The organism is Streptomyces sp. LUP47B (assembly GCF_001746295.1).
Classification (GTDB): domain Bacteria; phylum Actinomycetota; class Actinomycetes; order Streptomycetales; family Streptomycetaceae; genus Streptomyces.
Map to the genome: position 1 here is coordinate 12,062 of NZ_MJAH01000009.1, position 22,038 is coordinate 34,099.

Consider the following 22,038-nt stretch of genomic DNA (forward strand, 5'->3'; position numbering starts at 1 on the left):
GGTCCGGCCGGTCGCTTAGGATCGATGGCGACTTGGTCTTGGGGGCGGGATTGATGAGGGAAGTGTGCGGTTTTGCCTCCGAGAGAGACGCGCGTGACCCCGGTCACGTTGGCCGGGCAAATCGGACACCATCTTTGTGCACGCGTTCACAAAGACATAGCCTGCATTCGACGGGGCGGTCTGGGGACGCATGACCGCCTACAGCCCCGCTCTACCCGCAGGAGCACCGTGGCAACTGGCCGAACTCACCGACCGGCGACCCGTAGCCGAGGGATTCCCGAGGCCACCGTCGCCCGGCTTCCGCTGTACCTACGAGCGCTGACCGCACTGTCGGAGCGCTCGGTACCCACAGTTTCCTCCGAGGAACTCGCGGCCGCCGCGGGGGTCAATTCCGCGAAGCTGCGCAAGGACTTCTCCTACCTGGGTTCCTACGGAACACGCGGTGTCGGCTACGACGTCGAGTATCTCGTCTACCAGATCTCCCGCGAACTCGGCCTGACCCAGGACTGGCCGGTTGTGATCGTCGGTATCGGAAATCTCGGCGCCGCTCTCGCCAACTACGGCGGGTTCGCGTCCCGTGGATTCCGTGTCGCGGCGCTGATCGACGCCGATCCGGCGATGGCCGGCAAGCCCGTCGCGGGCATTCCGGTGCAGCACTCGGACGACCTGGAAAAAATCATCGAGGACAACGGCGTGTCGATCGGTGTCATCGCGACCCCCGCCGGTGCCGCCCAGCCGGTCTGCGACCGGCTCGTGGCCGCCGGGGTCACCTCCATCCTGAACTTCGCGCCGACCGTGCTGTCCGTGCCGGACGGCGTCGACGTGCGCAAGGTCGACCTCTCCATCGAGCTGCAGATCCTCGCCTTCCACGAGCAGCGCAAGGCCGGTGAGGAGGCCGCCGCCGCGGCCGACGGCGCCGGTCCGGTCGTCGCCGCCCGCAGGGACTCCGCCGACAAAGGGCCCGACGGGGACGTACCCGCCGTGATGCCGGCATGAGTCTCCTCGTCGTCGGGCTGAGCCACCGCAGCGCGCCGGTCAGCGTGCTGGAGCGGGCCACGCTGTCCGCGGACGCCCAGATCAAGCTGCTGCAGGACACGGTCGCCGCCGAACCGGCCGCCGAGGCCGCCGTCCTCGCGACCTGCAACCGGATCGAGCTGTACGCCGACGTGGACAAGTTCCACGCCGGGGTGGCCGAGCTGTCCACGCTGCTCGCGCAGCACAGTGGGGTGGGGCTCGACGAGCTCACTCCGTATCTCTACGTGCACTACGAGGACCGGGCCGTTCATCACCTCTTCTCCGTGGCCTGCGGGCTGGACTCCATGGTCGTGGGGGAGGGGCAGATCCTCGGGCAGATCAAGGACTCGCTGGCGCGGGCGCAGGAACTGCACACGGCCGGACGGCTGCTCAACGACCTGTTCCAGCAGGCGCTGCGGGTCGGGAAGCGGGCCCACTCCGAGACGGGGATCGATCGGGCCGGGCAGTCGCTGGTCACGTTCGGGCTGGAGCAGCTCGCTCTCGGTGCGGAGGTGTCGGACTGGGCTCGGGGGAAGAAGGCGCTGGTCATCGGGGCCGGGTCGATGTCCTCCCTGGCCGCGGCGACACTGGCGCGGGTCGGGATCGCGGAGATCGTCGTCGCCAACCGGACGGCTGACCGGGCCGAGCGGCTTGCGGAGATCCTGAACGAAGGTGGGGACGTGTCCGCCCGCGCGGTACCGATGGATTCGGTGTCGGACGAGCTGACACGTGCAGATGTCGTGGTGTCCTGTACGGGCGCCACCGGCCTTGTGCTCAATGCCGAGGCCGTTGCCGCGGCGCGGGGGTCGGTCGCGCAGCCCGGCGCCGACGAGGTGCCGCCCTCCCGTGGGCCGGGAGCCGCCCCGGCGGCACGGCCCGCAGGCTCCGCGACCGACGAGAACTGTCCGCTCGACCTGGCCCCCATGCCCGCCACCCCCGGTTTCTCCGTGCTCGGCGAGGCCGCTGTCGCCGGGATGGCCGCCTCCGAGCTGGAGCAGCACGCGGCCTGGGTGGACAACGCGCCGCGGCCGCAGAGCTCCGGGTCGGTCGCCACCGTGCTCGATCCCGTCGCGGAAGCCGACACCATCGCGGCGCTCGCGGCCACCGCCGCCGTCATCGGGCGCGTTCCCGAGCGGCGCAGGCCCGAGCCCGTCGCCGAGATTCCGCGGCCCACCCCCTCGCTCTTCCTGCTCGACCTCGCCATGCCCCGGGACATCGACGCCGCCGTGCACCGGCTGGGCGGGGTGCGGCTCGTGGACATCGAGTCGCTCGCCGAGGCTTCGGCGGACGCTCCCATGGCGGCCGACGTCGACCAGGTCCGTCGTATCGTGGCCGACGAGGTCGCCGCCTTCGGGGCCGCGCTCAGGGCCGCGCACATCACGCCCACCGTCGTGGCCCTGCGGTCCATGGCCGCCGAGGTCGTCGCCGGTGAGATCGCCCGGCTCGACGGGCGGCTGCCGGGGCTGGACGACAAGCAGCGCGGTGAGATCACGCAGACCGTGCGGCGCGTGGTCGACAAGCTGCTGCACGCGCCGACCGTACGGGTCAAGCAACTCGCGGCTGAGCCCGGCGGAGCCGGGTACGCGGACGCGTTGCGGACTCTGTTCGACCTCGACCCCGAGACGGTGGCCGCCGTCTCCCGCGCCGAGGAAAGCACCACCGATGAGAAAGACCGAGGCTCGTCATGAGTACCAAGGCGCTACGGCTCGGGACCAGGCGGAGCAAACTCGCCATGGCCCAGTCGCGGCAGGTGGCGGACGCCGTGAGCCAGGTGACCGGGCGGCCCGTCGAGCTCGTGGAGATCACCACATACGGCGATGTGTCCAAGGAGGCGCTCGCGCAGATCGGCGGCACCGGTGTCTTCGTGACCGCGCTGCGCGAGGCCCTGCTCAAGGGTGAGGTCGACTTCGCGGTGCACTCGCTCAAGGACCTGCCGACCGGGCAGCCGGACGAGCTGGCGCTGGCCGCGATACCCGAGCGCGAGGACCCGCGGGACGTCATCGTCGCCCGGGACGCCCTGAAGTTCACCGACCTGCCCCGCGGTGCCCGCATCGGTACCGGTTCGTCCCGGCGCATGGCGCAGCTGAACGCGTACGCCCGCGCACACGGACTTGATATCGAGACGGTTGCGATCCGGGGGAACATCGACACCCGGGTGCGGTTCGTGCGCGATGGTGAGCTGGATGCGGTCGTGCTGGCCGCGGCAGGACTCAGCCGCATCGGCCGTATCGACGAAGTGACCGATTTCCTCTCGGTCGACACAGTTTTGCCCGCTCCCGGCCAGGGAGCACTCGCGATCGAGTGCACCGCGGACAACGCGGACCTGATCGCAGCGCTCGGCGAGCTCGACGACCCGTTCACGCGGGTCGCCGTGATCGCCGAACGGTCACTGCTCGCCGCCCTGGAGGCCGGCTGCTCCGCCCCTGTGGGCGCGCTGGCCGACCTGCTGGCCGACGGGCAGATTGTCAAGGAAATGCGCCTGCGGGCCGTCGTCGGCACGACCGACGGCTCTCGCACGGTGCAGTTGTCCACCACCGGTCCCGTGCCCGAGACATACGACCAAGCAATGGCGCTCGGCCGTGAACTCGCGGCCGAGATGCTTGCCCAGGGCGCGGCCGGTCTGATGGGGGAGCGAGCACAGTGAGCCCCACCACTCTTCCCGCCGGTCCTGAACACGGGCACGTCACCTTCCTCGGTGCCGGACCCGGAGATCCGGGACTGCTGACTCTGCGCGCCGTCGAGGCGCTCACGAACGCGGACGTTCTCGTCGCCGGGCACGAAGTGCTCGACGTCGTACGCGTCCACGCTCGCTCGGGCGTCGCCGTCGTGAACACGGACACGGAGTCCCCTTCGACTCCGGTTCCGGGCACGGGCGCGCCCCAACTAACGATCGTTGACGGCTCGTCAACAACCGCAGCTGTCCCCGCTGTACGGGATGCCGCACATCTTGTCATGGAGGCCGCGCGGGGCGGCAGGCGGGTCGTACGTGCGGTGTCCGGGGACCCCGGGCTCGACGCGTACGCCGCCGAGGAGATGCTGGCCTGCGCCCGCGCGGGCGTGCCCTTCGAGGTCGTGCCCGGTGTCGCCGCAGCCGTCGGCGTACCCGCGTACGCCGGTGTTCCGCTGCGCGACGCCCAGGGCGCGGACGTGCGGTTCGTGGACGCGCGGACGGCCTCCGACCGGTGCTGGACGGAGGTGGGGGCGTCGGACGGGACCGTGGTCGTGTCGACGACCCTGGACTCCGTCGGTGCCGCCGCGGGCGAGCTGGTCGCGGCAGGGCGCAAGCCCGACACCCCGATGACGGTGACGGTCGCCGGTACGACCACCCGTCAGCGGACCTGGACGGCCACCCTGGGCACCATCGCCCAGACGCTCAAGCAGGCCAAGGTGCTGCCCTCGCCCGAGGGCGGGCGGCCGGTGATAGTCGTGGTCGGTGAGCGTTCGGCCGCCGCGCAGCGCGACCAGCTGTCGTGGTTCGAGAACAAGCCGCTGTTCGGCTGGAAGGTTCTCGTACCGCGTACGAAGGAGCAGTCGGCCTCGCTCTCCGACCAACTGCGGTCCTACGGGGCCGTGCCGCACGAGGTGCCGACGATCGCCGTGGAGCCGCCGAGAACGCCCCAGCAGATGGAGCGGGCGGTCAAGGGTCTGGTGACCGGGCGCTACGAGTGGATCGCCTTCACCTCGGTCAACGCCGTCAAGGCCGTACGCGAGAAGTTCGAGGAGTACGGGCTCGACGCGCGTGCCTTCGCGGGGATCAAGGTCGCCGCGGTGGGCGAGCAGACGGCGAAGGCGCTGATCGCGTTCGGTGTGAAGCCGGATCTGGTGCCGAGCGGGGAGCAGTCGGCTGCGGGTCTTCTCGAGGACTGGCCGCCGTACGACCCTGTTTTCGATCCGATCGACCGGGTGTTCCTGCCGCGTGCCGACATCGCCACCGAGACGCTGGTGGCGGGCCTTATCGAGCTCGGGTGGGAGGTCGACGACGTCACCGCCTATCGGACCGTGCGGGCCTCGCCGCCGCCGGCGGAGACGCGGGAGGCGATCAAGGGGGGCGGGTTCGACGCCGTTCTCTTCACGTCGTCGTCGACCGTGCGGAACCTGGTGGGTATCGCCGGGAAGCCGCACAACGTGACCGTGATCGCGTGCATCGGGCCCGCTACGGCCAAGACCGCCGAGGAGCACGGGCTGCGGGTGGATGTGATGGCTCCCGAGCCGTCCGTGCACAAGCTGGCCGAGGCCCTCGCCGACTTCGGGCTGAAGCGGCGGGCGGCGGCGGCCGAGGCCGGGGATCCGGTGACACGGCCGAGTGAGCGGCGGCCGGGGGCTCGGCGGCGGCGGTCGACGACCTGAGTGTTGTGGGGCGTGGTGGCTGCGGTGGCCTGGTTCAGGCTGACGGAGCCACCGTGTGGCCATGCGGCTGGGTGGGGGCGGGCGTTTTGCGCAGTTCCCCGCGCCCCTGGGTGCCTGAGGCGGGCTGTGCGGGTGCGGGTTCGGTGGGGGCGGGCGTTTTTTGCGCAGTTCCCCGCGCCCCTGGATGCCTGCGGCGGCCTGTTTCGGCTTCGGTGGGGGCGGGTGTAGCGCGTGGGGTTCGGTGGGTGGGTSGGGGCCGGGGCGGGGGGTGTCCGTCCTCGGTCCGGCGGCTCGGTTCCTTGAGTGGTGCTCGGTAACGGACGCCGGCCGCTGCGGGCGGACACCCCCCACCCCGGCCCCTTCGCGCCGTACGCGGCCAACGGCCCGTCGTGGCGCGCGGTGCGGCCAACGGTCCATCGTGGCGCGCGGTACGGCGAACGGTCCGTCGTGGCGCGGGTGACCGCAACGCCCCAGGGGCGCGGGGAACTGCGCGACCAGCCCCCACCGGCCCGCAGCCGCGCACGGACCCGAACCGGCACCCCCAATGGGCGCGTCGCTTCCGACGAGGCGTCGGCAAAGGGGGGTACGAGGCGGGCGTAGCTTAGGGGTATGACGATGTACGGATCCTTTCCCGGCACGCGGCCCCGGCGGCTGCGGACCAACCCCGTCATGCGCCGCATGGTTGCTGAGACCCGGCTGCACCCCGCTGACTTCATCCTCCCGGCGTTCGTGCTGGAAGGGGCCAGTGAGCCGGTGCCGATCTCGGCGATGCCCGGGGTCGTGCAGCACACGCGGGACAGTCTGAAGAAGGCGGCCGCGGAGGCCGTGGCGGCCGGGGTGTCCGGGATCATGCTCTTCGGGGTGCCGGAGGAGTCCAAGAAGGACGCTCTTGGGACGCCGGGCACCGATCCCGACGGGATTCTGCAGGTCGCCATCCGGGACGTGCGGGCCGAGGTCGGGGACGACCTGCTCGTGATGTCCGATCTGTGTCTCGACGAGACCATCGACCACGGGCACTGCGGGGTGCTCGACGAGCAGGGGCGTGTCGACAACGACGCCACCCTCGAGCGGTACGCCGAGATGGCCCAGGTCCAGGCCAACGCGGGCGCCCATGTCGTGGGACCCAGCGGGATGATGGACGGGCAGGTCGGGGTCATCCGGGACGCGCTCGACCAGATCGGGCGGGAGGACGTGGCCATCCTGGCGTACACCGCGAAGTACGCGTCTGCTTTTTATGGGCCGTTCCGGGAGGCCGTCGCGTCGTCGCTGCAGGGTGACCGCAAGACGTATCAGCAGGACCCCGCCAACGCGCGGGAGTCGCTGCGCGAGCTCGCCCTCGATCTTGAGGAGGGTGCCGACATGGTGATGGTCAAGCCGGCCGGGCCCTACCTCGACATCCTCGCGCGGGTCGCGGACGCGGTCGACGTGCCCGTCGCCGCGTATCAGATCTCCGGTGAGTACTCGATGATCGAGGCCGCCGCCGAGAAGGGCTGGATCGACCGGGACCGGGCGATCCTGGAGACGCTGACCGGGATCAAGCGGGCCGGGGCGCAGAACATCCTCACCTACTGGGCGACCGAGGTGGCTCAGAAGCTTCGCTGACGAAGCCGCCGGACGGCGTGTCGCGGCAACGGTTCGAGCTCGGTCCGGATACGGGCGGAGCTCGTTCCGGCCAACGTCCGGACAACAGCCCCCAGTTCGGACGGTGATCTTCTGGTGATCTGTCCGGTATCCGTCCCCTGGCGTGGTGGATTTGTCAGGGTCCGTCAGGTGCACGACCTGATGCACCGCTTACATCCGTCGAATTGACGAGTTCCCGACATCCTCCATATCTTCTGCGCCTGGCCTGATCCATTCGGAACAGTTCCGAACGTCGATCCCTGGGGGACACCACCATGAACTACTTCCTCGATGTGCTGAAGAAGTACGCCGTGTTCAGCGGCCGCGCGCGCCGCAAGGAATACTGGATGTACACCCTGTTCGTCACGATCATCTACATCGTGCTGGCCGTCATCGGCGTCGTGGCCAAGCAGACGTGGATCCCGATCGTCTTCTACGTCGCCATCCTGCTCCCCAGCCTCGCCGTCCTCGTGCGCCGCCTGCACGACACCGGCCGCAGCGGCTGGTGGGTCCTGTTCGGTCTGGTTCCGCTCGTCGGTGGCATCACCCTCCTCGTCTTCACCTGCCTCGACGGTGAGCCGGGCGACAACAAGTACGGCCCGAACCCGAAGGCCCTCGCCCCCGCGCATGTGTGATGACGTAGTTCTGCTTCGAGGCCGCCCGGTCAGTGCCGGGCGGCCTTCTGGCTTTCCCAAGGGCTCACCGCGGCCGCCTTGTTCGTGGCCGGTCCCTCGTCGCGTACTCCCTGGCCGTCCTTGCATCCCGTCAGCGTGGCAAGGGCGAGGAGCACGAGGGCGGTCGCGGTGAGCATGTGGGGGGTGTGGGGTCGGGTGGGCATGGGATCAGGCTGCGGGGGAGCGGGCGCGATCGCCAGCCCTGGTGGGGGATTCGGGACGGACTTCTGTCGAAGGCTGTGCTGACCTGCGGAGATGTGGCTTCCCGAATCCCCTTCGTGGGATGCGGGACGGGGCAACTCGGACACCGGGCACCATCAAGTCGGCCTGGGAGTTAGGTTTTTGACCAACGCGGTGGTTGTCCGACACATTCACAGGGGAGACGCCCATGTCCGGTGACGCGCTGAGCCAGGACCCGGCCGAACTGGCCAAGAGGATCGACACCACCAAGGCGCATCCGGCCCGCGTCTACGACGTCTTCCTCGGCGGCAAGGACAACTACCCCGCCGACCGTGAGGCGGCCGCCGCCGCGCTCGCCGCCAACCCCCGCGGCTACCTCGACGTTCGCCACAACCGTGACTTCATGCGCCGGGCCGTCGACAGGCTGGCCGAGCGGGACGGGATCCGGCAGTTCCTCGACATCGGCACCGGGCTGCCGACCGCGGAGAACGTCCACACGATCGCCCAGCGGATCCGCCCCGATGCGCGGGTCGTCTACGTCGACAACGATCCGGTGGTCCTGGCGCACGCCCGTGCGCTGCTCACCAGCGGCCCCGAGGGGCGCACGGACTACATCGACGCCGACTTCAAGAGCCCCGCGCAGATCCTCGAACAGGCCGCCAAGACCCTGGACTTCGACCAGCCGATCGCGCTGTGCCTGGTCGCGATCCTGCACTTCGTCGAGGACGACGAGGCCTATCCGATCGTGCGGGAGCTCGCGGAGGCCCTGCCCGCGGGCAGCCGGATCGTGCTCAGTCATCTGACCGACGAGATGCATCCCGAGCCCACCCGCGCGGTCCAGCGGACCTACACCGAACGCGGGTTCACCTTCGTGTTCCGGTCCAAGGGCGAGGTGGAGCGGTTCTTCACCGAGGTGCCGGGTGTCTCCCTGGACGAGCCCGGTGTCGTGCCCGCGCATCTGTGGCACCCCGGGCCCGCGCCCGCGCCGCCGGCCATCGACGCCGAGGACTTCGAATCCCTCGACGACATCGAGAAGATCCGCTACCGGGACATCAACGACGTCACGGACGACGACATCAACGTCTACGGAGCGACCGGCACCAAGGCGTGAGCGCAGGCGTGAGCGGGTGCGCGACGTCCGTATCGCGGAAAGGTGCTTGTAGGCGGCATTCATTTGCCTAGGCTGCGCTGGACCCAGTCGTCGCAGTCCGCAGTCAGCAGTCGAAGGAGCCGTGCCATGACGGTGCCCACGTTCGCTTCCGTGCCGCCGCTCGCCGCCCGGGCCCGGTCGGTCGGTGGGTCACCCGTACGGGACATCCTCGCCGTCACCGCCCGCCCCGACGTCATCAACTTCGCGGGCGGGCTGCCGGCGCCCGAACTGTTCGACGCCGAGGGGATCGCGGCCGCCTTCCGCGCGGTCCTGGAGGAGGTGCCCGAGCGCGCGCTCCAGTACTCGACCACCGAGGGTGAGCCCGTGCTGCGGACGGCTCTCGCGGAGCGGATGTCCGCCCGCGGGCTCGCCACTGACGCCGACGACGTCCTCGTCACCACCGGATCGCAGCAGGCCCTGTCGCTGCTCGCCACCGCCCTGATCGAGCCCGGGGACACGGTGCTCGTCGAGAGCCCCTGTTATCTGGCCGCCCTGCAGGCCTTTGGGGTCGCGGGCGCCCGCGTGGTGGCCGTGCCGGGCGACGACGAGGGGCCCGATCCCGCGGCGCTGGAGGAACTCGTCGTGCGGGAGCGGCCCAAGCTGCTCTACACCGTGCCCACCTTCCAGAACCCGACCGGACGGACCATGTCCGCGGAGCGCCGGGCCGCCGTCGCGTCCGTGGCCGCGCGGTGCGGGCTGTGGATCGTCGAGGACGACCCGTACGGCGAACTCCGCTTCGAGGGCGAGCGGGTGCCGTGGATCGCCTCCCACGAGGAGGTCCGCGACCGGGTCGTGCTGCTCGGGTCCTTCTCCAAGGTCATGGCCCCCGGGCTGCGGCTCGGCTGGCTGCGGGCGCCCGGCGAGCTCCGGCGGGCCTGCGCGGTCGCCAAGCAGGCCGCCGATCTGCACACCCCGACCGTCAACCAGCTCGCCGCGGCCCGGTACCTGGCCGACCGGGACCTCGACGCGCAGGTGCGGCGCGTCGCCGGGGTCTACGGGGAGCGGCGGGACGCCATGCTGGCGGGGCTGGCCGACGCCCTGCCCCAGGGATCGACGTGGACCCGGCCCGAGGGCGGCATGTTCCTCTGGGCGCGGCTCCCGTCGTCGTACGACACGACCGCGCTGCTTCCGCAGGTCGTGGCACGGAATGTCGCCTACGTCCCCGGGGCGCCCTTCTATGCCGGTGAGCCCGACCGCTCGACCCTGCGGCTGTGCTTCGTGACGCAGACGCCGCAGGAGATCGGGGAGGGGCTGGGGAGGCTGGGGGAGGCCTTCCGGGCGGCCCAGGTGCAGGTCCAGGCCCAGGCGCAGACCTAGGGCGAAGGTCGGAGTGCCGGTGCTGCTGTGGTCGGCGGACGGGGGCCGGGCGGTTGCTTACGGTGGAGGCATGGCCGATGACACTGTGCGCGACCCGGGTTTCGATCTTGGTGAGTATCTGGCGCGGATCGGGTGGGAGGGCGAGCGGCGGGCCGACCTCACGACGCTCGCGGGGGTACACCTGGCGCACACGCGGGGCATCCCTTTCGAGAACCTCGACGCCCTGAGCCGCAGCGCGCCCTCCCTCGAACCCGGTGACCTGATGGCGAAGCTCGTGCGGAGCCGGCGCGGTGGGTACTGCTACGAGCAGAACACGCTGTTGCTGCTGGCCCTGGAGGAGCTCGGTTTCCGGGTGACCCGGCTGGCGGCCCGGGTCGTCCTCGGTGCGGACACCGTCGATAGCCGGCCGCGTACCCACATGGCGCTGCTCGTGGAGATCCCCGGCGACCCGCAGCCCTATCTCGCCGACGTCGGGTTCGGGGCGATCGGCGCGCTGCTGGAACCGGTGCCGCTCCGCACGGACACCGAGTTCCTCGACGCCGGACGGCTTCACCGTCTGGTGCGGGTGCCGCACCGGGGGCCGCTGGAGCTGTGGGTGCTCCAGGCCCACCAGGAGGACAGGTGGGCGGATCAGTACGCCTTCACCCTGGAGCCGTTCGAGAAGCCCGACTTCGACGTCATCAACTGGCACATCGGAACCAACCCGCGCTCACCCTTCACCCAGCAGATCTACGTCCAGAGCGTCACCGCCGAGCGCCATCTCCTCCTCCACGGCAGCCTCCTCACGGAGACCCGTGCCGACGGGACCGTGAAGAAGCGGGAGCTGACCGACGAGGCGGAGGCTCGGCGGCTCCTGGAGGAGGAGTTCGGGATCAGCGCGCCGGAGGGAGCACGGCTGCTCCCCGGCTGACTCCGGTCAGTCCCACCAGCTCAGTCCCACCAGAAGGACCAGACCCGCTGTCCCAGCACCGCGTGTTCGGCGTACTCGCGCAGGGTCTCGTGGTGCCCCTGGGTGATGTTGTCCGGGCAGAACGCGAAGTGCTCGGCGGCGACGGCCTCCGCCTCGCCCTTCGTCGTGGGCGGGGCCGCGACGGACAGCACCAGTTGGTCGAAGGTGAGCGCGAGCACGCGTATGCCGAAGCGGTCCTCCCAGGAGCGGAGGACCGCACAGAGGCGGGCCACGTCGTTCTCGTAGTTCATCGGTCCCGCCCAGCCGATGGCTGCCGGGATGTCGGCGCTGCGGCGGGCCGGGACCAGGGCGAGGCGCGGGTCCTTGAACCACGAGCCCTCGTCGAGGAGCGCGTCGGCCGTCTCGGCGGCGCGGCGGTCGGGGTCGATGCTCAGGGACGCGGGGGCCGGGACGGTGCCGGGCCACGCCTCGTCGTACGGGGCGATCGTCTCGTCGAGGTCGTCGGGCTCCTCGATCGCGTACGCCCAGTACTCCGCCAGCAGTTCCTCCGGGTCGTGGTCCCCGGGGTACGACATCTCCCCGGGCATCAACTCCCACTCGTCCGGACCGCCCTCGCTGCCGCCGACATCTATCAGCACCGGCAGCAGACCCGCTCGCGCGGCCCGAGTGCCCAGCGCGGTCCAGGCGCCGGAGGACGCGGTGTACTCGGCATGCCACAGCAACGGTTCGTGCCACGGACCGTCGTCCGTCTCGTCGATCAGTCTCCCGAGGGGGAGCCCGAGTCCGAGCGAACGGCCGCTCGGGTCTGCCGCCAGGGTGGGCAGCGGGTTGGGAAGAGTCGCCATGTCAGTGACTGTAGGGGCCGCCACTGACAATGGCCGACGGGCCGCTACTTGAGACCGGTGGTGAAGGCCGTCCAAGTGGCGGGCGTTACCCGGAGGGTGGGCTCGGGGTTCTTGGAGTCGCGGATGTGGATGGCCTGGGGGCAGAGGGCCACTTCGAGACACTGGCCGCCCTCGCTGCTGCTGTAGGTCGACTTGAACCACAGAAGTGCCGTGCTCATTGCTCTCCTAGCAGACGGTCCAACAGGCGTCTGGAGTCCTCGATGGTGAGGGCCTGAGTTCGCAGCATCGCATATTTGCGCGCGAGGATGGACACCTCGTTTGCGTCGGATACCCACTGGCTGCCGCGCTGGGACTCGGTGTAGGCGAGGTGTTGGTGGTCGGGGGTCTCCAGAAGTRTGAAGGGGCCTGCGTMCCCCGCGTGCGAGGTGCGGCTCAGGGGCAGGATCTGCAAGGACAGGCAAGGGAGTTCGGCGCACTCGCGCAGGAAGCGCAACTGGTCCAGGTGCGTCTCGCGGCCGCCTGTGGGCATGAGGAGCGCGGGCTCCCAGACCACGAAGCTCAGTGTCGGCGGGACCTTGCGGCGCAGGATCTCCCGTCGGCCGACGCGCGCCGCGACCTTCGTCTCCAACTCGTCCGAGTCGTACGCCGGAACGCGCCCGCTCAGCAAGGCGCGCGCGTACGGCTCGGTCTGGAGCAGGCCCGGTACCACCAGGGCGTCGTACCAGGACAGGGCGATGGCCTCGCGCTCGTGCTCGACGTACAGCTCGGCCCACATCGGGAACTGGTCGATGTCCGGCAGGTTGGCCACCCCCGCCGCCAACATCCCTTTCGTCTCCAGGACTTCGTCCAGCAACGCGGCCAGGTCCGGTTTCAGGGTCCGTCTGCCCTGCTCGATCGACGCGATGGTCTCCTCGTCGACGAGGACGAGGTCCGCGAGGGCGGTCTGGGTGTGGCCCGCGGCGCGGCGGGCGGTGCCGAGTTGTTTGCCGAGCATCTTCATGGACGTGAGGTTCTTCGGCCGCGGCGTCTTCCTGGCGCTCATGACGGTCTCCCTCCCCCTCGGGACGCGTACGTCACCCGGTGCGAGCCCGTACAAAAAATCTGTACGGGCTCACCGAGTGATCCACGGTAGTCACTCTCCGCAACTCTCGTCCCGTGAACGAGACGACCCGACCACCGCTCCTGCGCGAGAGGTTCTTCCGCCGCGAACGCCGATCCGCCCAGGCCGCACGCCGGTTCACGACCGAGGCCCTGGCCGGCTGGGGCCTCGCGGGGACCGCGCGGGCGGACGACGTACTGCTCTGCGTGAGCGAACTGGTGACCAACGCGCTACTGCACGGCGTACCGCCCGGACGCCAGTTGAGACTGTTCCTGCGGTACGACGTGAGCGCTCTGGTCGTGGAGGTGCACGACAGCGGGGGCGGGGTGCCGCACGTCGTCGACGACGGGGACGAGGGCGGGCGGGGGCTGTTGCTGGTGGCCGCGCTCAGTGACAAGTGGGGTGTGCGGGAACGGGAGTTGGGGAAGGCGGTGTGGTGCGAGTTCGCGTGGCCCTAGCCCTGTTGCCGGTGGGTCCCGATACCTTGGGAATCAGTCCGACGTAGGGGGACGGGATGGCCGACCAGCCGGTGCTCGCACAGTTGCACTTCGGGCGTGAAGATGCCGAACGGGACGTGACCGAGGGGCTGTTGCTGCGCGGCGGCTTTCTGTCGAACGCGGCGTACCGGGGAGCGCTCAGCGGGCGCAAGATGCTGATCATCGGACGCAAGGGGTCTGGGAAGAGCGCCATCTGCATGCAGCTGATGTCCGACGGCGACGGCGGGCACCGGGGCGGGAAGGTGCTCGTCACCCCTGACGAGGCCGCGGGGGAGGAGATCCGGCGGTTCGAGCTTCAGGGGCTGCCGGGGGACTCGGCGAAGGCGCTGATCTGGCGGTATGTGTTCGCCGTGCACGCCGCTCGGTATCTCGTCGACCATGCCAAGGGCGCGCATGACGGCGGCCACAAGATCGACTCGGTCAAGGCGCTCGGGCGGTTTCTGAAGCAGAACGGTGAGGCGCCGGGTGGCGGCGGCCGGCTGGTGGAGCGGCTGGCGCAGGGGGCCCGGGGGCTGCAGACCTCGCTGTCCCTCGAGGCCTTCGGGATCAAGGCGAGCGTGGATCTCGCCCAGTCGCCGTCCGAAGGGGCCCGTGCGGCCCGGCAGTTGGAGATTGTCGAGCAGGGCGTGGCGCGGGCATTCACCGACCTGGGGTGCGACGGGGTCGTACACCCACCGCTGCTGCTCATGGTCGACCAGCTGGAACAGGTGTGGTCGGCCGAGCCGGACAGCAACTCCATGGTGATCGGGCTGCTGCTGGCGGCCAAGCACGCGGCGAGTTTGTACGGCCGTTCCGTGCGCTTCCTGCTGTTCCTGCGCGCCGACATCTACGACTCGCTGTCCTTCGCGGAGGGCGACAAGTTCCACGGGGACGAGCTCAGGATCACCTGGACGGAACAGGCCCTGAAGGACCTCGCGTGGGCCAGGGCGCGGGCCTCCGTCGGGGAGGAGCTGACCGAGGAGCGGCTGTGGAAGGAGCTGTTCCCCGAGACGGTGGGCGGGGAGGAGATCACCGGCCACCTCTTCGGGCGCTGTCTGCCCCGGCCCCGGGACGCCATCCAGTTCCTCAACCTGTGCCAGGAGAAGGCCTGGCTGGACCACGAGCGGGACCGGATCACCGAGGCGGACGTGGCGCAGGCGGGCCGGCAGTTCTCGGAGTGGAAGCTCAAGGATCTGACCTCGGAGTATCTGGTCGCGCACCCCTTTCTCAGGAACCTCTTCCCGCTGTTCCAGAACACCGGGTACGTCGTCACGCGCGCCGCGCTCACCCGCCGCTTCGAAGCGGCCGCCGAGACGCTGCACCACGACTTCCCGGCGTACGCCAACGCGTTGACGCTGCCCGGGATCATCGATGTGCTCCACGGGGTCGGGTTCCTCGGGGTGCGGCGCGGCAACGACGTGGTGTACGCCGGTGACGACGGGCTGCCGGTCCAGCCGCACGAGACGGAGTTCCAGGTCCACCCCTGTTTCCGGGCGGCGCTGGGCGCGACGACCGCCTTCGACCTGCGGCGCTATGAGCCCCAGTTCGCGGACGCGCGTATCTCCTCGGGCAACTACAGCCCCGGCGCTTCGGGTTCGTCCTCCCTCAACCGCGATGACCGGCTGCTGATGCAGCTCGCACGCTCCTGCCACTCGATCCTCGCGCAGGTGGGACGGGCGGTGGCGCTGACGCGGGACGTCCGCGACGAGATCACGCTCCAGATCAACCGGGTACTGGCCGAGGTCAACCGCATCCCTCCGGGGGCCGCCGCGTCCGTCGGTCTCGACGTGGACGACCATCTCCTCACCACCGCCCACTACTTCACGAACCTCGCCGCCCAACTCCGCGCCAGCGGGCTGGAGGAGAGCACGGGCGTCGGTGACGTGGCGCGCCGGGTGGAGGAGGAGGTACGGCGGTTGCGGCGGTCGGCGGGTGGGTCGTACGGGAGCTCGGGGGACTCTTCGGGGTACTGAAGGCGCCATACTCGTAGGGGAGTTGCGGGACGGGGCGCCGACGGGGGAATGGATCTGTGCTGAACAAGGTGGTGGCCGGGCGGTTTCGGATCACCGGGCTGCTGGGCTCCGGTGGCATGGGGCAGGTCTGGGCCGCCGAGGACGTGCGAATGCGGCGCGACGTCGCCGTGAAGGTCGTACATCCACAGCACGGGATGGGCGAGGCCGAGACGCAGGCCCGGTTCCAGCGCGAGGTGCAGCTGGCGGGGCGCCTGTGCCACCAGAACATCGTGACCGTTCATGACTGGGGAGAGGTCGAGGTCGACGGCGGACGCGACACCCTGTATCTCGTCATGGAGCTCGTGCGGGGCGTGCCTCTCGGCAAGCGGCTCAAGGACGGCGTTCTGCCTTGGGCTCTCGCCGTCGCATGGGCCGCGCAGATCGCCCAGGCACTGGACGCCGCGCACCGCCAAGGGGTCGTCCACCGGGACATCAAACCTGCGAACGTGCTCCTCACCGACGAGGGGACGGTGAAGGTCCTCGACTTCGGGGTCGCGAAGTTCATGGGCGAGACCCTCGGGGCCCGCGACCTCACAGTCACCGGGACACCGCTCGGCTCACCGATGTACATGTCTCCCGAACAGGCCCAGGGCGCCCGGGAGATCGACCACCGCAGCGATCTGTACTCGCTGGGCTGTCTTCTCCACCACGCGGTGACGGGCAGGCCGCCGTTCACCAGCTCCACGCCGTGGGCCGTACTCCGTATGCAGATCGAGGACACACCGATCGCTCCTGTCGAGCTGCGCGGCGGCATTCCGACCGCCCTGAACGACCTCATCCTCCATCTCCTCGCCAAGCGCCCCGAAGACCGGCCGGACGACGCCGCGGCTGTCCGCGACAGACTGCTCACCATCCTGGTCGAAGACGTTCTGATGACGCCCGGGAGGGACGTCCTGGACCTAGCCGATCTCGGGTCCACCTTCGACGTCGCCGGAAGGTTCCTGGCAGCGGCACGGGCGGAGGCGGCGCGGATCGTCGAGGAGGCAGAGGAATGCAAGGCCGTGGCGACCCGCCGGGCCAAGCTCATGGTCGAGACGGCCAGGCGTGAGCTGAAGGCCCTCGTTCGGCGCACCGAGGACATCGACGCGGAGATCGACAGGATCACCGCGCCGATGTCCGAGGAGGACTTCTACCAGGTCTTCAAGAAGTCGATCGACGGCAGCTACCCCTCCGCCGACCAGCTCAGGGGAGACGTGGAGGCGACCTACGGCGTCACGCTCCCGCAGCGCGAGGCCGAGCGCATGATCAACCGCTTCACCAACCGCCACACCGCTGAACTACAGGAGGACCACATCGCCTAGGTCAGAGGCGCTCAGGCGTCCTGATCCCCAGCAGCGCCATGCCCTGGTGCAGGGTGCGGGCCGTGAGGTCGCACAGGAGCAGACGGTTCTCCGCGACGTCCTTCGGCGGTGCCGGCTTGATCACCGGGCACTTGTCGTAGAAGGACGTGTACAGCGAGGCCAGCTGGTACAGGTATGCCGCCAGCTTGTGCGGGGCGTACTCCGCGGCCGCCTCGAAGACCGTGCCGCCGAACGCGTCCAGGTGCAGGCCCAGCGCCCGCTCCGCGTCCGCCAGTTCGAGCTCCGGGTGGGCGGCCGGCCGTACCTCTCCCGCCTTGCGCAGGATCGACTGGATACGGGCGTACGCGTACTGGAGGTACACGGACGTGTCGCCGTTCAGCGAGACCATCTGGTCCAGGTCGAACTTGTAGTCCCGGTTGGGAGAGGTGGACAGGTCGGCGTACTTCACCGCGCCGATCCCCACCTGTGCCGCCCGCTCCTGGATCTCGTCCTCGGTGAGGTCCTTGGCCTTTTCGCGCACGACCTCCGCTGCCCGCTGCACCGCCTCGTCCAGCAGGTCCTCCAGCTTCACCGTCTCGCCCTCACGGGTCTTGAACGGCTTGCCGTCCGCGCCCAGGACCGTGCCGTAGCCCATGTTGTGCGCGGTGACCCCGTCGGTCAGCCAGCCCGCGCGGCGGGCCGCCTCGAAGACCATCTTGAAGTGCAGGGACTGGCGTACGTCAACGACGTAGAGGAGCGTGGTCGCCCGGAGGTCGACGACGCGGTTCCTGATCGCCGTCAGGTCGCTCGCCGCGTAGCCGAAGCCGCCGTCGGCCTTCTGCACGATCAGCGGGACCGGCTGGTCGTCCTTGCCGCGGATCTCGTCGAAGAAGACGACGAGCGCGCCCTCGGAACGCTCCGCGACGCCCATCTCCTCCAGGAGGCGGGCGGTCTCGGGCATGCCGTCGTTGTACGCCGACTCGCCGACGATCTCGTCGTCGCGGATCTCCATGTCCAGCTTCTCGAAGACCGAGTAGAAGTAGACCTTCGACTCGTCCACGAACTGCTGCCAGAGCTCGAGCGTCTCCTTGTCGCCGGACTGCAGGGCGACGACCCTCTTCCGGGCCCGCTCCTTGAACTCCTCGTCCGCGTCGAAGAGCACGCGCGACGCCTTGTACACCCGGTTCAGGTTCGACATGGCCTGCTCGCCGTCGACCTCGGAGGCCGGGGCCAGCTCACCCGGATGCTCCAGCAGGTACTGGATGAGCATGCCGAACTGGGTGCCCCAGTCGCCGATGTGGTGCCGGCCGATGGTCCGCTCGCCGGTGAAATCGAGCATGCCGCGCAGGGCATCGCCGATCACCGCGGAGCGGAGGTGGCCGACGTGCATCTCCTTGGCCACGTTCGGCTGGGCGTAGTCGATCACCGTGGTGCCCGGGTGCTCCGCGAGGGGCACGCCGAGACGCGCGGTGTCCGCGTAACGGGCGGCCAGGGTCTCCGTGATCGCCCGGTCGGTGATGGTGACGTTCAGGAAGCCGGGCCCTGAGACCTCGATGTCCTTGATCACGTCGCCCGACTCGACCTTCGCCACGACCTGCGTCGCCAGCTCCCTCGGGTTCGCCTTCGCCTTCTTGGCGAGCGCCAGGATGCCGTTCGCCTGGAAGTCGGCCCGGTCGCTACGTCGCAGCAGTGGGTCCGCGGAGGCCTCCGGCAGGGTGGCGGAGATCGCGGAGCTGAGCTGCTGGTTGACGGAGTCGCTGAGGGACGTGACCGGGGCCATGGGAGTGGGTGCCGTTCTCCTCGGGGGATCAGATAGACACCGTCAGTATCCCATGGGGGGTAAAGCGGTTTTCTCCGGCGCGGGACGGTCTGGGAGAATGGGGTGTCCATCAAGCCTTCAGTACTCCAGTACTTCAGTAAAAGAGGACGTGCCGATCGTGGCTCAGAGCACCGAGACCACCGACTGGGTCTCCCGTTTCGCGGATGAGGTCATCGAGGAGTCGGAGCGTCGGGCCCCCGGCAAACCCGTGGTCGTCGCCTCTGGGCTCTCCCCGTCCGGCCCCATCCACCTGGGGAACCTCCGCGAGGTCATGACCCCCCACCTCGTCGCCGACGAGATCCGCCGCCGGGGACACCAGGTGCGGCACCTCATCTCCTGGGACGACTACGACCGGTACCGCAAGGTGCCGGCGGGCGTCCCGGGCGTCGACGAGTCGTGGGGCGAGCACATCGGCAAGCCGCTGACCTCCGTGCCCGCGCCGAAGGGGTCCGTCCACCCGAACTGGGCCGAGCACTTCAAGGCCGCCATGGTCGACGCGCTCGCCGAGCTCGGCGTCGAGTTCGACGGGATCAGCCAGACCGCGCAGTACACCTCGGGCGTCTACCGCGAGCAGATCCTGCACGCCATGGCGCACCGCGGCGACATCGACGCGATCCTCGACCAGTACCGGACCAAGAAGGCCCCGGCCGCCGCGAAGAAGCAGCAGAAGCCTCTCGACGAGGCCGAGGTCGAGGCCGCCGAGGGGTCCGGCGCGGCCGCCGAGGACGACGGGTCCTCCGGATCCGCCGGGTACTTCCCGTACAAGCCCTACTGCGGCAACTGCGAGAAGGACCTCACCACCGTCACCTCCTACGACGACGCCACGACCGAGCTGTCGTACACCTGCAACGCCTGCGGGTTCTCCGAGACCGTCCGGCTGAACGAGTTCAACCGCGGCAAGCTGGTCTGGAAGGTCGACTGGCCGATGCGGTGGGCGTACGAGGGCGTCGTCTTCGAGCCCTCCGGCGTCGACCACTCGTCGCCCGGCTCCTCGTTCCAGGTCGGCGGGCAGATCGTCGGGATCTTCGGCGGGAAGCAGCCGATCGGGCCGATGTACGCGTTCGTCGGGATCTCCGGGATGGCGAAGATGTCGTCGTCCAAGGGCGGGGTGCCCACGCCGGGCGACGCGCTGAAGATCATGGAGCCGCAGCTCCTGCGATGGCTCTACGCCCGCCGCAGGCCCAACCAGTCCTTCAAGATCGCCTTCGACCAGGAGATCCAGCGGCTCTACGACGAGTGGGACAAGCTGGACGCCAAGGTCAGCGAAGGGGCAGCCCTGCCTGGTGACGTCGCCGCGCACTCGCGTGCGGTGGGCACCGCCGGCGGTGAGCTGCCCCGGACGGCGCGCGTGCTGCCGTACCGGACGCTCGCCTCCGTCGCCGACATCACCGCGGGCCACGAGGACCAGGCACTGCGGATCCTCAGCGAGCTGGACCCCGCGAACCCGCTCTCGACGCTGGACGAGGCCAGGCCCCGCTACGACAAGGCCGAGGCCTGGATCAACACCCAGGTCCCCGCCGAGCAGCGGACCATCGTGCGCGGCGAACCCGACGCCGAGCTGCTGAAGTCCCTCGACGAGGCCGCCCAGCAGTCGCTACGGCTGCTGCTGGACGGGCTGGCCTCGCACTGGTCGCTCGACGGGCTCACGCACCTCGTGTACGGCGTGCCCAAGGTGCAGGCCGGGTTCCCCGCCGACGCCACGCCCAAGGAACTGCCGACCGAGATCAAGACCTCTCAGCGGGCCTTCTTCGCCCTGCTCTACCAGCTGCTCGTCTCCCGGGACACCGGGCCCCGGCTGCCCACACTGCTGCTGGCCGTGGGGCAGGAGCGGGTCCGGGCGCTGCTCGGGGAGTAGGCGGTACGACGAAGGGGCCCTCGTTCTCGGACGAGGGCCCCTTTCGCGTGTGCGTGTCTCAGGCGATGTGGTCTTCCTGCAGTTCCGCCGTGTGGCGGTTGGTGAAGCGGTTGACCATGCGCTCGGCCTCGCGCTGCGGGAGCACGACACCGTACGTCGCCTCCACGTCCCCCCTGAGCTGGCCCGGGGAGGGGTAGCTGCCGTCGATCGACTTCTTGAAGACCTGGTAGAAGTCCTCTTCGGTCGGCTCCGGAGGACCGCCGCCCTCACCCAGTTCACGGGTGCGGCCAGTGGTCACCGGGATCGGAAAGCTGCCGGTCTCCTCCATCGAGGGCTCCATCGAGGGTTCCCTGGGGGGCTCCTCGTACTGGATCTGCTGGAGCTCGTACTGCTCGGCCTCGAGCTGCTCCTCGTACCAGCGCTCGTACTGCTCCGCCGGGTCGTAGTTCGGGTTGTAGCCGCCCTGGTACTCGATCTGCTGGGGGGCTTCGAACCAGGGGCTCAACTCGGGGTCGGGCGCGGTCTCGGCCTGCGGCGGCCGCGGGTTGCCGTTCAGCTGCAGGCGCTGCTCGCCCGGAGCCGCCGCCCGCTGCGGGTCGGAAGCCGCCCCGGCGGCACTGCCCGCGACCGCCTGGGGCGCCGGCGGAAGCAGGGCCGGTTCGATTCCCGCCGCCGCGAGGCCCGCCGGAGCCGTCTCCGCCAGGGGCACGCCGTAACGGGCCAGACGCAACGGCATCAGGGACTCCACCGGCGCCTTCCTGCGCCAGGCCCGGCCGAAGCGGGAGTGGAGCCGGGCCTGGTAGACCAGCCGGTCCTGTTCGAGCTTGATGACCTGCTCGTAGGAACGCAGCTCCCACAGCTTCATACGGCGCCAGAGGAGAAACGTGGGGAGGGGGGAGAGGAGCCAGCGAGTGAGGCGGACCCCCTCCATGTGCTTGTCCGCCGTGATGTCCGCGATCCGGCCGATCGCGTGCCGGGCCGCCTCCACCGACACCACGAACAGGACCGGGATCACCGCGTGCATACCCACACCCAGCGGATCCGGCCAGGCCGCCGCGCCGTTGAAGGCGATCGTCGCGATGGTCAGCAGCCACGCCGTCTGACGCAGCAGCGGGAACGGGATCCGGATCCACGTCAGAAGCAGGTCCAGGGCCAGCAGGACACAGATACCCGCGTCGATGCCGATCGGGAGGACATAACTGAAGTTCCCGAAGCCCTTCTGGATGGCGAGCTCACGGACGGCCGCGTACGACCCCGCGAAGCCGATGCCGGCGATGATCACGGCACCGAACACGACCACGCCTATGAGAACGCGGTGCATTCGAGTCAGCTGCATGGGCGCGGACACCCGTACTCCCCTCCCTGTGCGTGTTGTTGCGCGCAACAGAGTGGCACATGTGTGCTGCGCACGGGTGACCGGTACGTACCGTCAGTCCTTCT

Annotated in this window: 19 protein-coding genes; 13 read left to right on the forward strand and 6 right to left on the reverse strand. The window is 69.8% G+C overall.

Annotated elements, in window-relative coordinates:
• Nucleotides 1-228 precede the first annotated feature (228 nt).
• From BFN33_RS26305 to BFN33_RS26330, 6 genes are all read left to right on the forward strand, one after another.
• A complete protein-coding gene (locus BFN33_RS26305) occupies nt 229-996 on the forward strand; it encodes a redox-sensing transcriptional repressor Rex (RefSeq protein ID WP_069762645.1) in 768 nt (255 codons plus the stop codon).
• Nucleotides 993-2,702 (forward strand): glutamyl-tRNA reductase, encoded by a 1,710-nt coding sequence (locus tag BFN33_RS26310; RefSeq protein WP_069762646.1) that lies wholly within the window; start codon nt 993-995, stop codon nt 2,700-2,702. The genes BFN33_RS26305 and BFN33_RS26310 overlap by 4 nt, the downstream gene beginning before the upstream one ends.
• Nucleotides 2,699-3,658, forward strand: a complete 960-nt coding sequence (hemC, locus tag BFN33_RS26315; protein ID WP_079141025.1) for a hydroxymethylbilane synthase — start codon at nt 2,699-2,701, stop codon at nt 3,656-3,658. Before BFN33_RS26310 ends, hemC begins: the two co-directional genes overlap by 4 nt.
• Nucleotides 3,655-5,361, forward strand: a complete 1,707-nt coding sequence (locus tag BFN33_RS26320; RefSeq protein ID WP_069762648.1) for a bifunctional uroporphyrinogen-III C-methyltransferase/uroporphyrinogen-III synthase — start codon at nt 3,655-3,657, stop codon at nt 5,359-5,361. The genes hemC and BFN33_RS26320 overlap by 4 nt, the downstream gene beginning before the upstream one ends.
• Nucleotides 5,362-5,970: 609 nt before the next feature.
• Nucleotides 5,971-6,963, forward strand: coding sequence for a porphobilinogen synthase (hemB, locus tag BFN33_RS26325; protein WP_069762649.1), 993 nt, complete (start codon nt 5,971-5,973; stop codon nt 6,961-6,963).
• Between the two features lie 293 nt (nt 6,964-7,256).
• Nucleotides 7,257-7,616, forward strand: a complete 360-nt coding sequence (locus BFN33_RS26330) for a DUF805 domain-containing protein (protein WP_069762650.1) — start codon at nt 7,257-7,259, stop codon at nt 7,614-7,616.
• 29 nt (nt 7,617-7,645) lie between these two features.
• Here the strand turns inward: BFN33_RS26330 and BFN33_RS53255 are convergent, their stop codons facing one another.
• Nucleotides 7,646-7,819 (reverse strand): hypothetical protein, encoded by a 174-nt coding sequence (locus tag BFN33_RS53255; protein WP_176742472.1) that lies wholly within the window; start codon nt 7,817-7,819, stop codon nt 7,646-7,648.
• 224 nt (nt 7,820-8,043) lie between these two features.
• Here BFN33_RS53255 and BFN33_RS26335 point away from each other — a divergent pair, with 224 nt between their 5' ends.
• The 3 genes from BFN33_RS26335 to BFN33_RS26345 all read left to right on the forward strand — a co-directional run bounded on the left by BFN33_RS26335 (nt 8,044) and on the right by BFN33_RS26345 (nt 11,212).
• Nucleotides 8,044-8,946, forward strand: a complete 903-nt coding sequence (locus BFN33_RS26335; RefSeq protein WP_069762651.1) for an SAM-dependent methyltransferase — start codon at nt 8,044-8,046, stop codon at nt 8,944-8,946.
• A 126-nt stretch (nt 8,947-9,072) separates the two neighbouring features.
• A complete protein-coding gene (locus BFN33_RS26340) occupies nt 9,073-10,302 on the forward strand; it encodes a PLP-dependent aminotransferase family protein (protein WP_069762652.1) in 1,230 nt (409 codons plus the stop codon).
• Nucleotides 10,303-10,372: 70 nt separating this feature from the next.
• Entirely contained in the window at nt 10,373-11,212 is an 840-nt protein-coding gene (locus tag BFN33_RS26345) for an arylamine N-acetyltransferase (RefSeq protein ID WP_069762653.1), read from the forward strand.
• 20 nt (nt 11,213-11,232) lie between these two features.
• Here the strand turns inward: BFN33_RS26345 and BFN33_RS26350 are convergent, their stop codons facing one another.
• From BFN33_RS26350 to BFN33_RS26360, 3 genes are read right to left on the reverse strand one after another with little or no spacing between them, the layout of a single operon-like run.
• Nucleotides 11,233-12,057 carry a DUF4253 domain-containing protein gene (locus tag BFN33_RS26350; protein WP_069762654.1) on the reverse strand — a complete coding sequence of 275 codons (825 nt, stop codon included), beginning with the start codon at nt 12,055-12,057 and terminating at the stop codon, nt 11,233-11,235.
• Nucleotides 12,058-12,101: 44 nt separating this feature from the next.
• Nucleotides 12,102-12,275: a DUF397 domain-containing protein gene (locus BFN33_RS26355; RefSeq protein WP_069762655.1), complete on the reverse strand. Its 174-nt coding sequence runs from the start codon at nt 12,273-12,275 to the stop codon at nt 12,102-12,104.
• Entirely contained in the window at nt 12,272-13,099 is an 828-nt protein-coding gene (locus BFN33_RS26360; protein WP_069762656.1) for a helix-turn-helix transcriptional regulator, read from the reverse strand. Before BFN33_RS26360 ends, BFN33_RS26355 begins: the two co-directional genes overlap by 4 nt.
• A gap of 113 nt (nt 13,100-13,212) precedes the next feature.
• On the opposite strand from BFN33_RS26360, the gene BFN33_RS26365 reads away from it, so the two are divergent.
• The 3 genes from BFN33_RS26365 to BFN33_RS26375 are packed head-to-tail and all read left to right on the forward strand — an operon-like array spanning nt 13,213 to nt 16,945.
• Entirely contained in the window at nt 13,213-13,614 is a 402-nt protein-coding gene (locus tag BFN33_RS26365; RefSeq protein ID WP_069762657.1) for an ATP-binding protein, read from the forward strand.
• 56 nt (nt 13,615-13,670) lie between these two features.
• Nucleotides 13,671-15,605 (forward strand): P-loop ATPase, Sll1717 family, encoded by a 1,935-nt coding sequence (locus BFN33_RS26370; RefSeq protein ID WP_069762658.1) that lies wholly within the window; start codon nt 13,671-13,673, stop codon nt 15,603-15,605.
• 56 nt (nt 15,606-15,661) lie between these two features.
• Nucleotides 15,662-16,945, forward strand: coding sequence for a serine/threonine-protein kinase (locus BFN33_RS26375; protein ID WP_079141026.1), 1,284 nt, complete (start codon nt 15,662-15,664; stop codon nt 16,943-16,945).
• Nucleotide 16,946: 1 nt separating this feature from the next.
• On the opposite strand, the gene argS is transcribed toward BFN33_RS26375, so the two are convergent.
• Nucleotides 16,947-18,704: an arginine--tRNA ligase gene (gene argS / locus BFN33_RS26380; protein WP_069762659.1), complete on the reverse strand. Its 1,758-nt coding sequence runs from the start codon at nt 18,702-18,704 to the stop codon at nt 16,947-16,949.
• A gap of 148 nt (nt 18,705-18,852) precedes the next feature.
• On the opposite strand from argS, the gene lysS reads away from it, so the two are divergent.
• Nucleotides 18,853-20,598 (forward strand): lysine--tRNA ligase, encoded by a 1,746-nt coding sequence (gene lysS, locus BFN33_RS26385; protein WP_069762660.1) that lies wholly within the window; start codon nt 18,853-18,855, stop codon nt 20,596-20,598.
• 58 nt (nt 20,599-20,656) lie between these two features.
• Here the strand turns inward: lysS and BFN33_RS26390 are convergent, their stop codons facing one another.
• The gene (locus tag BFN33_RS26390) at nt 20,657-21,934 is read right to left on the reverse strand and encodes a DUF2637 domain-containing protein (protein ID WP_256122877.1); all 1,278 of its coding nucleotides are present in this window, start codon (nt 21,932-21,934) and stop codon (nt 20,657-20,659) included.
• Nucleotides 21,935-22,038: the final 104 nt, after the last annotated feature.

Excerpts from the sequence above, each read along its gene's own strand:
- BFN33_RS26310 (WP_069762646.1), top strand. The coding sequence starts at position 993 with ATGAGTCTCCTCGTCGTCGGGCTGAGCCACCGCAGCGCGCCGGTCAGC.
- hemC (WP_079141025.1), top strand. The coding sequence starts at position 2,699 with ATGAGTACCAAGGCGCTACGGCTCGGGACCAGGCGGAGCAAACTCGCC.
- hemB (WP_069762649.1), top strand. The coding sequence starts at position 5,971 with ATGACGATGTACGGATCCTTTCCCGGCACGCGGCCCCGGCGGCTGCGG.
- BFN33_RS26330 (WP_069762650.1), top strand. The coding sequence starts at position 7,257 with ATGAACTACTTCCTCGATGTGCTGAAGAAGTACGCCGTGTTCAGCGGC.
- BFN33_RS53255 (WP_176742472.1), bottom strand. The coding sequence starts at position 7,819 with ATGCCCACCCGACCCCACACCCCCCACATGCTCACCGCGACCGCCCTC.
- BFN33_RS26335 (WP_069762651.1), top strand. The coding sequence starts at position 8,044 with ATGTCCGGTGACGCGCTGAGCCAGGACCCGGCCGAACTGGCCAAGAGG.
- BFN33_RS26340 (WP_069762652.1), top strand. The coding sequence starts at position 9,073 with ATGACGGTGCCCACGTTCGCTTCCGTGCCGCCGCTCGCCGCCCGGGCC.
- BFN33_RS26345 (WP_069762653.1), top strand. The coding sequence starts at position 10,373 with ATGGCCGATGACACTGTGCGCGACCCGGGTTTCGATCTTGGTGAGTAT.
- BFN33_RS26350 (WP_069762654.1), bottom strand. The coding sequence starts at position 12,057 with ATGGCGACTCTTCCCAACCCGCTGCCCACCCTGGCGGCAGACCCGAGC.
- BFN33_RS26355 (WP_069762655.1), bottom strand. The coding sequence starts at position 12,275 with ATGAGCACGGCACTTCTGTGGTTCAAGTCGACCTACAGCAGCAGCGAG.
- BFN33_RS26370 (WP_069762658.1), top strand. The coding sequence starts at position 13,671 with ATGGCCGACCAGCCGGTGCTCGCACAGTTGCACTTCGGGCGTGAAGAT.
- argS (WP_069762659.1), bottom strand. The coding sequence starts at position 18,704 with ATGGCCCCGGTCACGTCCCTCAGCGACTCCGTCAACCAGCAGCTCAGC.
- BFN33_RS26390 (WP_256122877.1), bottom strand. The coding sequence starts at position 21,934 with ATGCAGCTGACTCGAATGCACCGCGTTCTCATAGGCGTGGTCGTGTTC.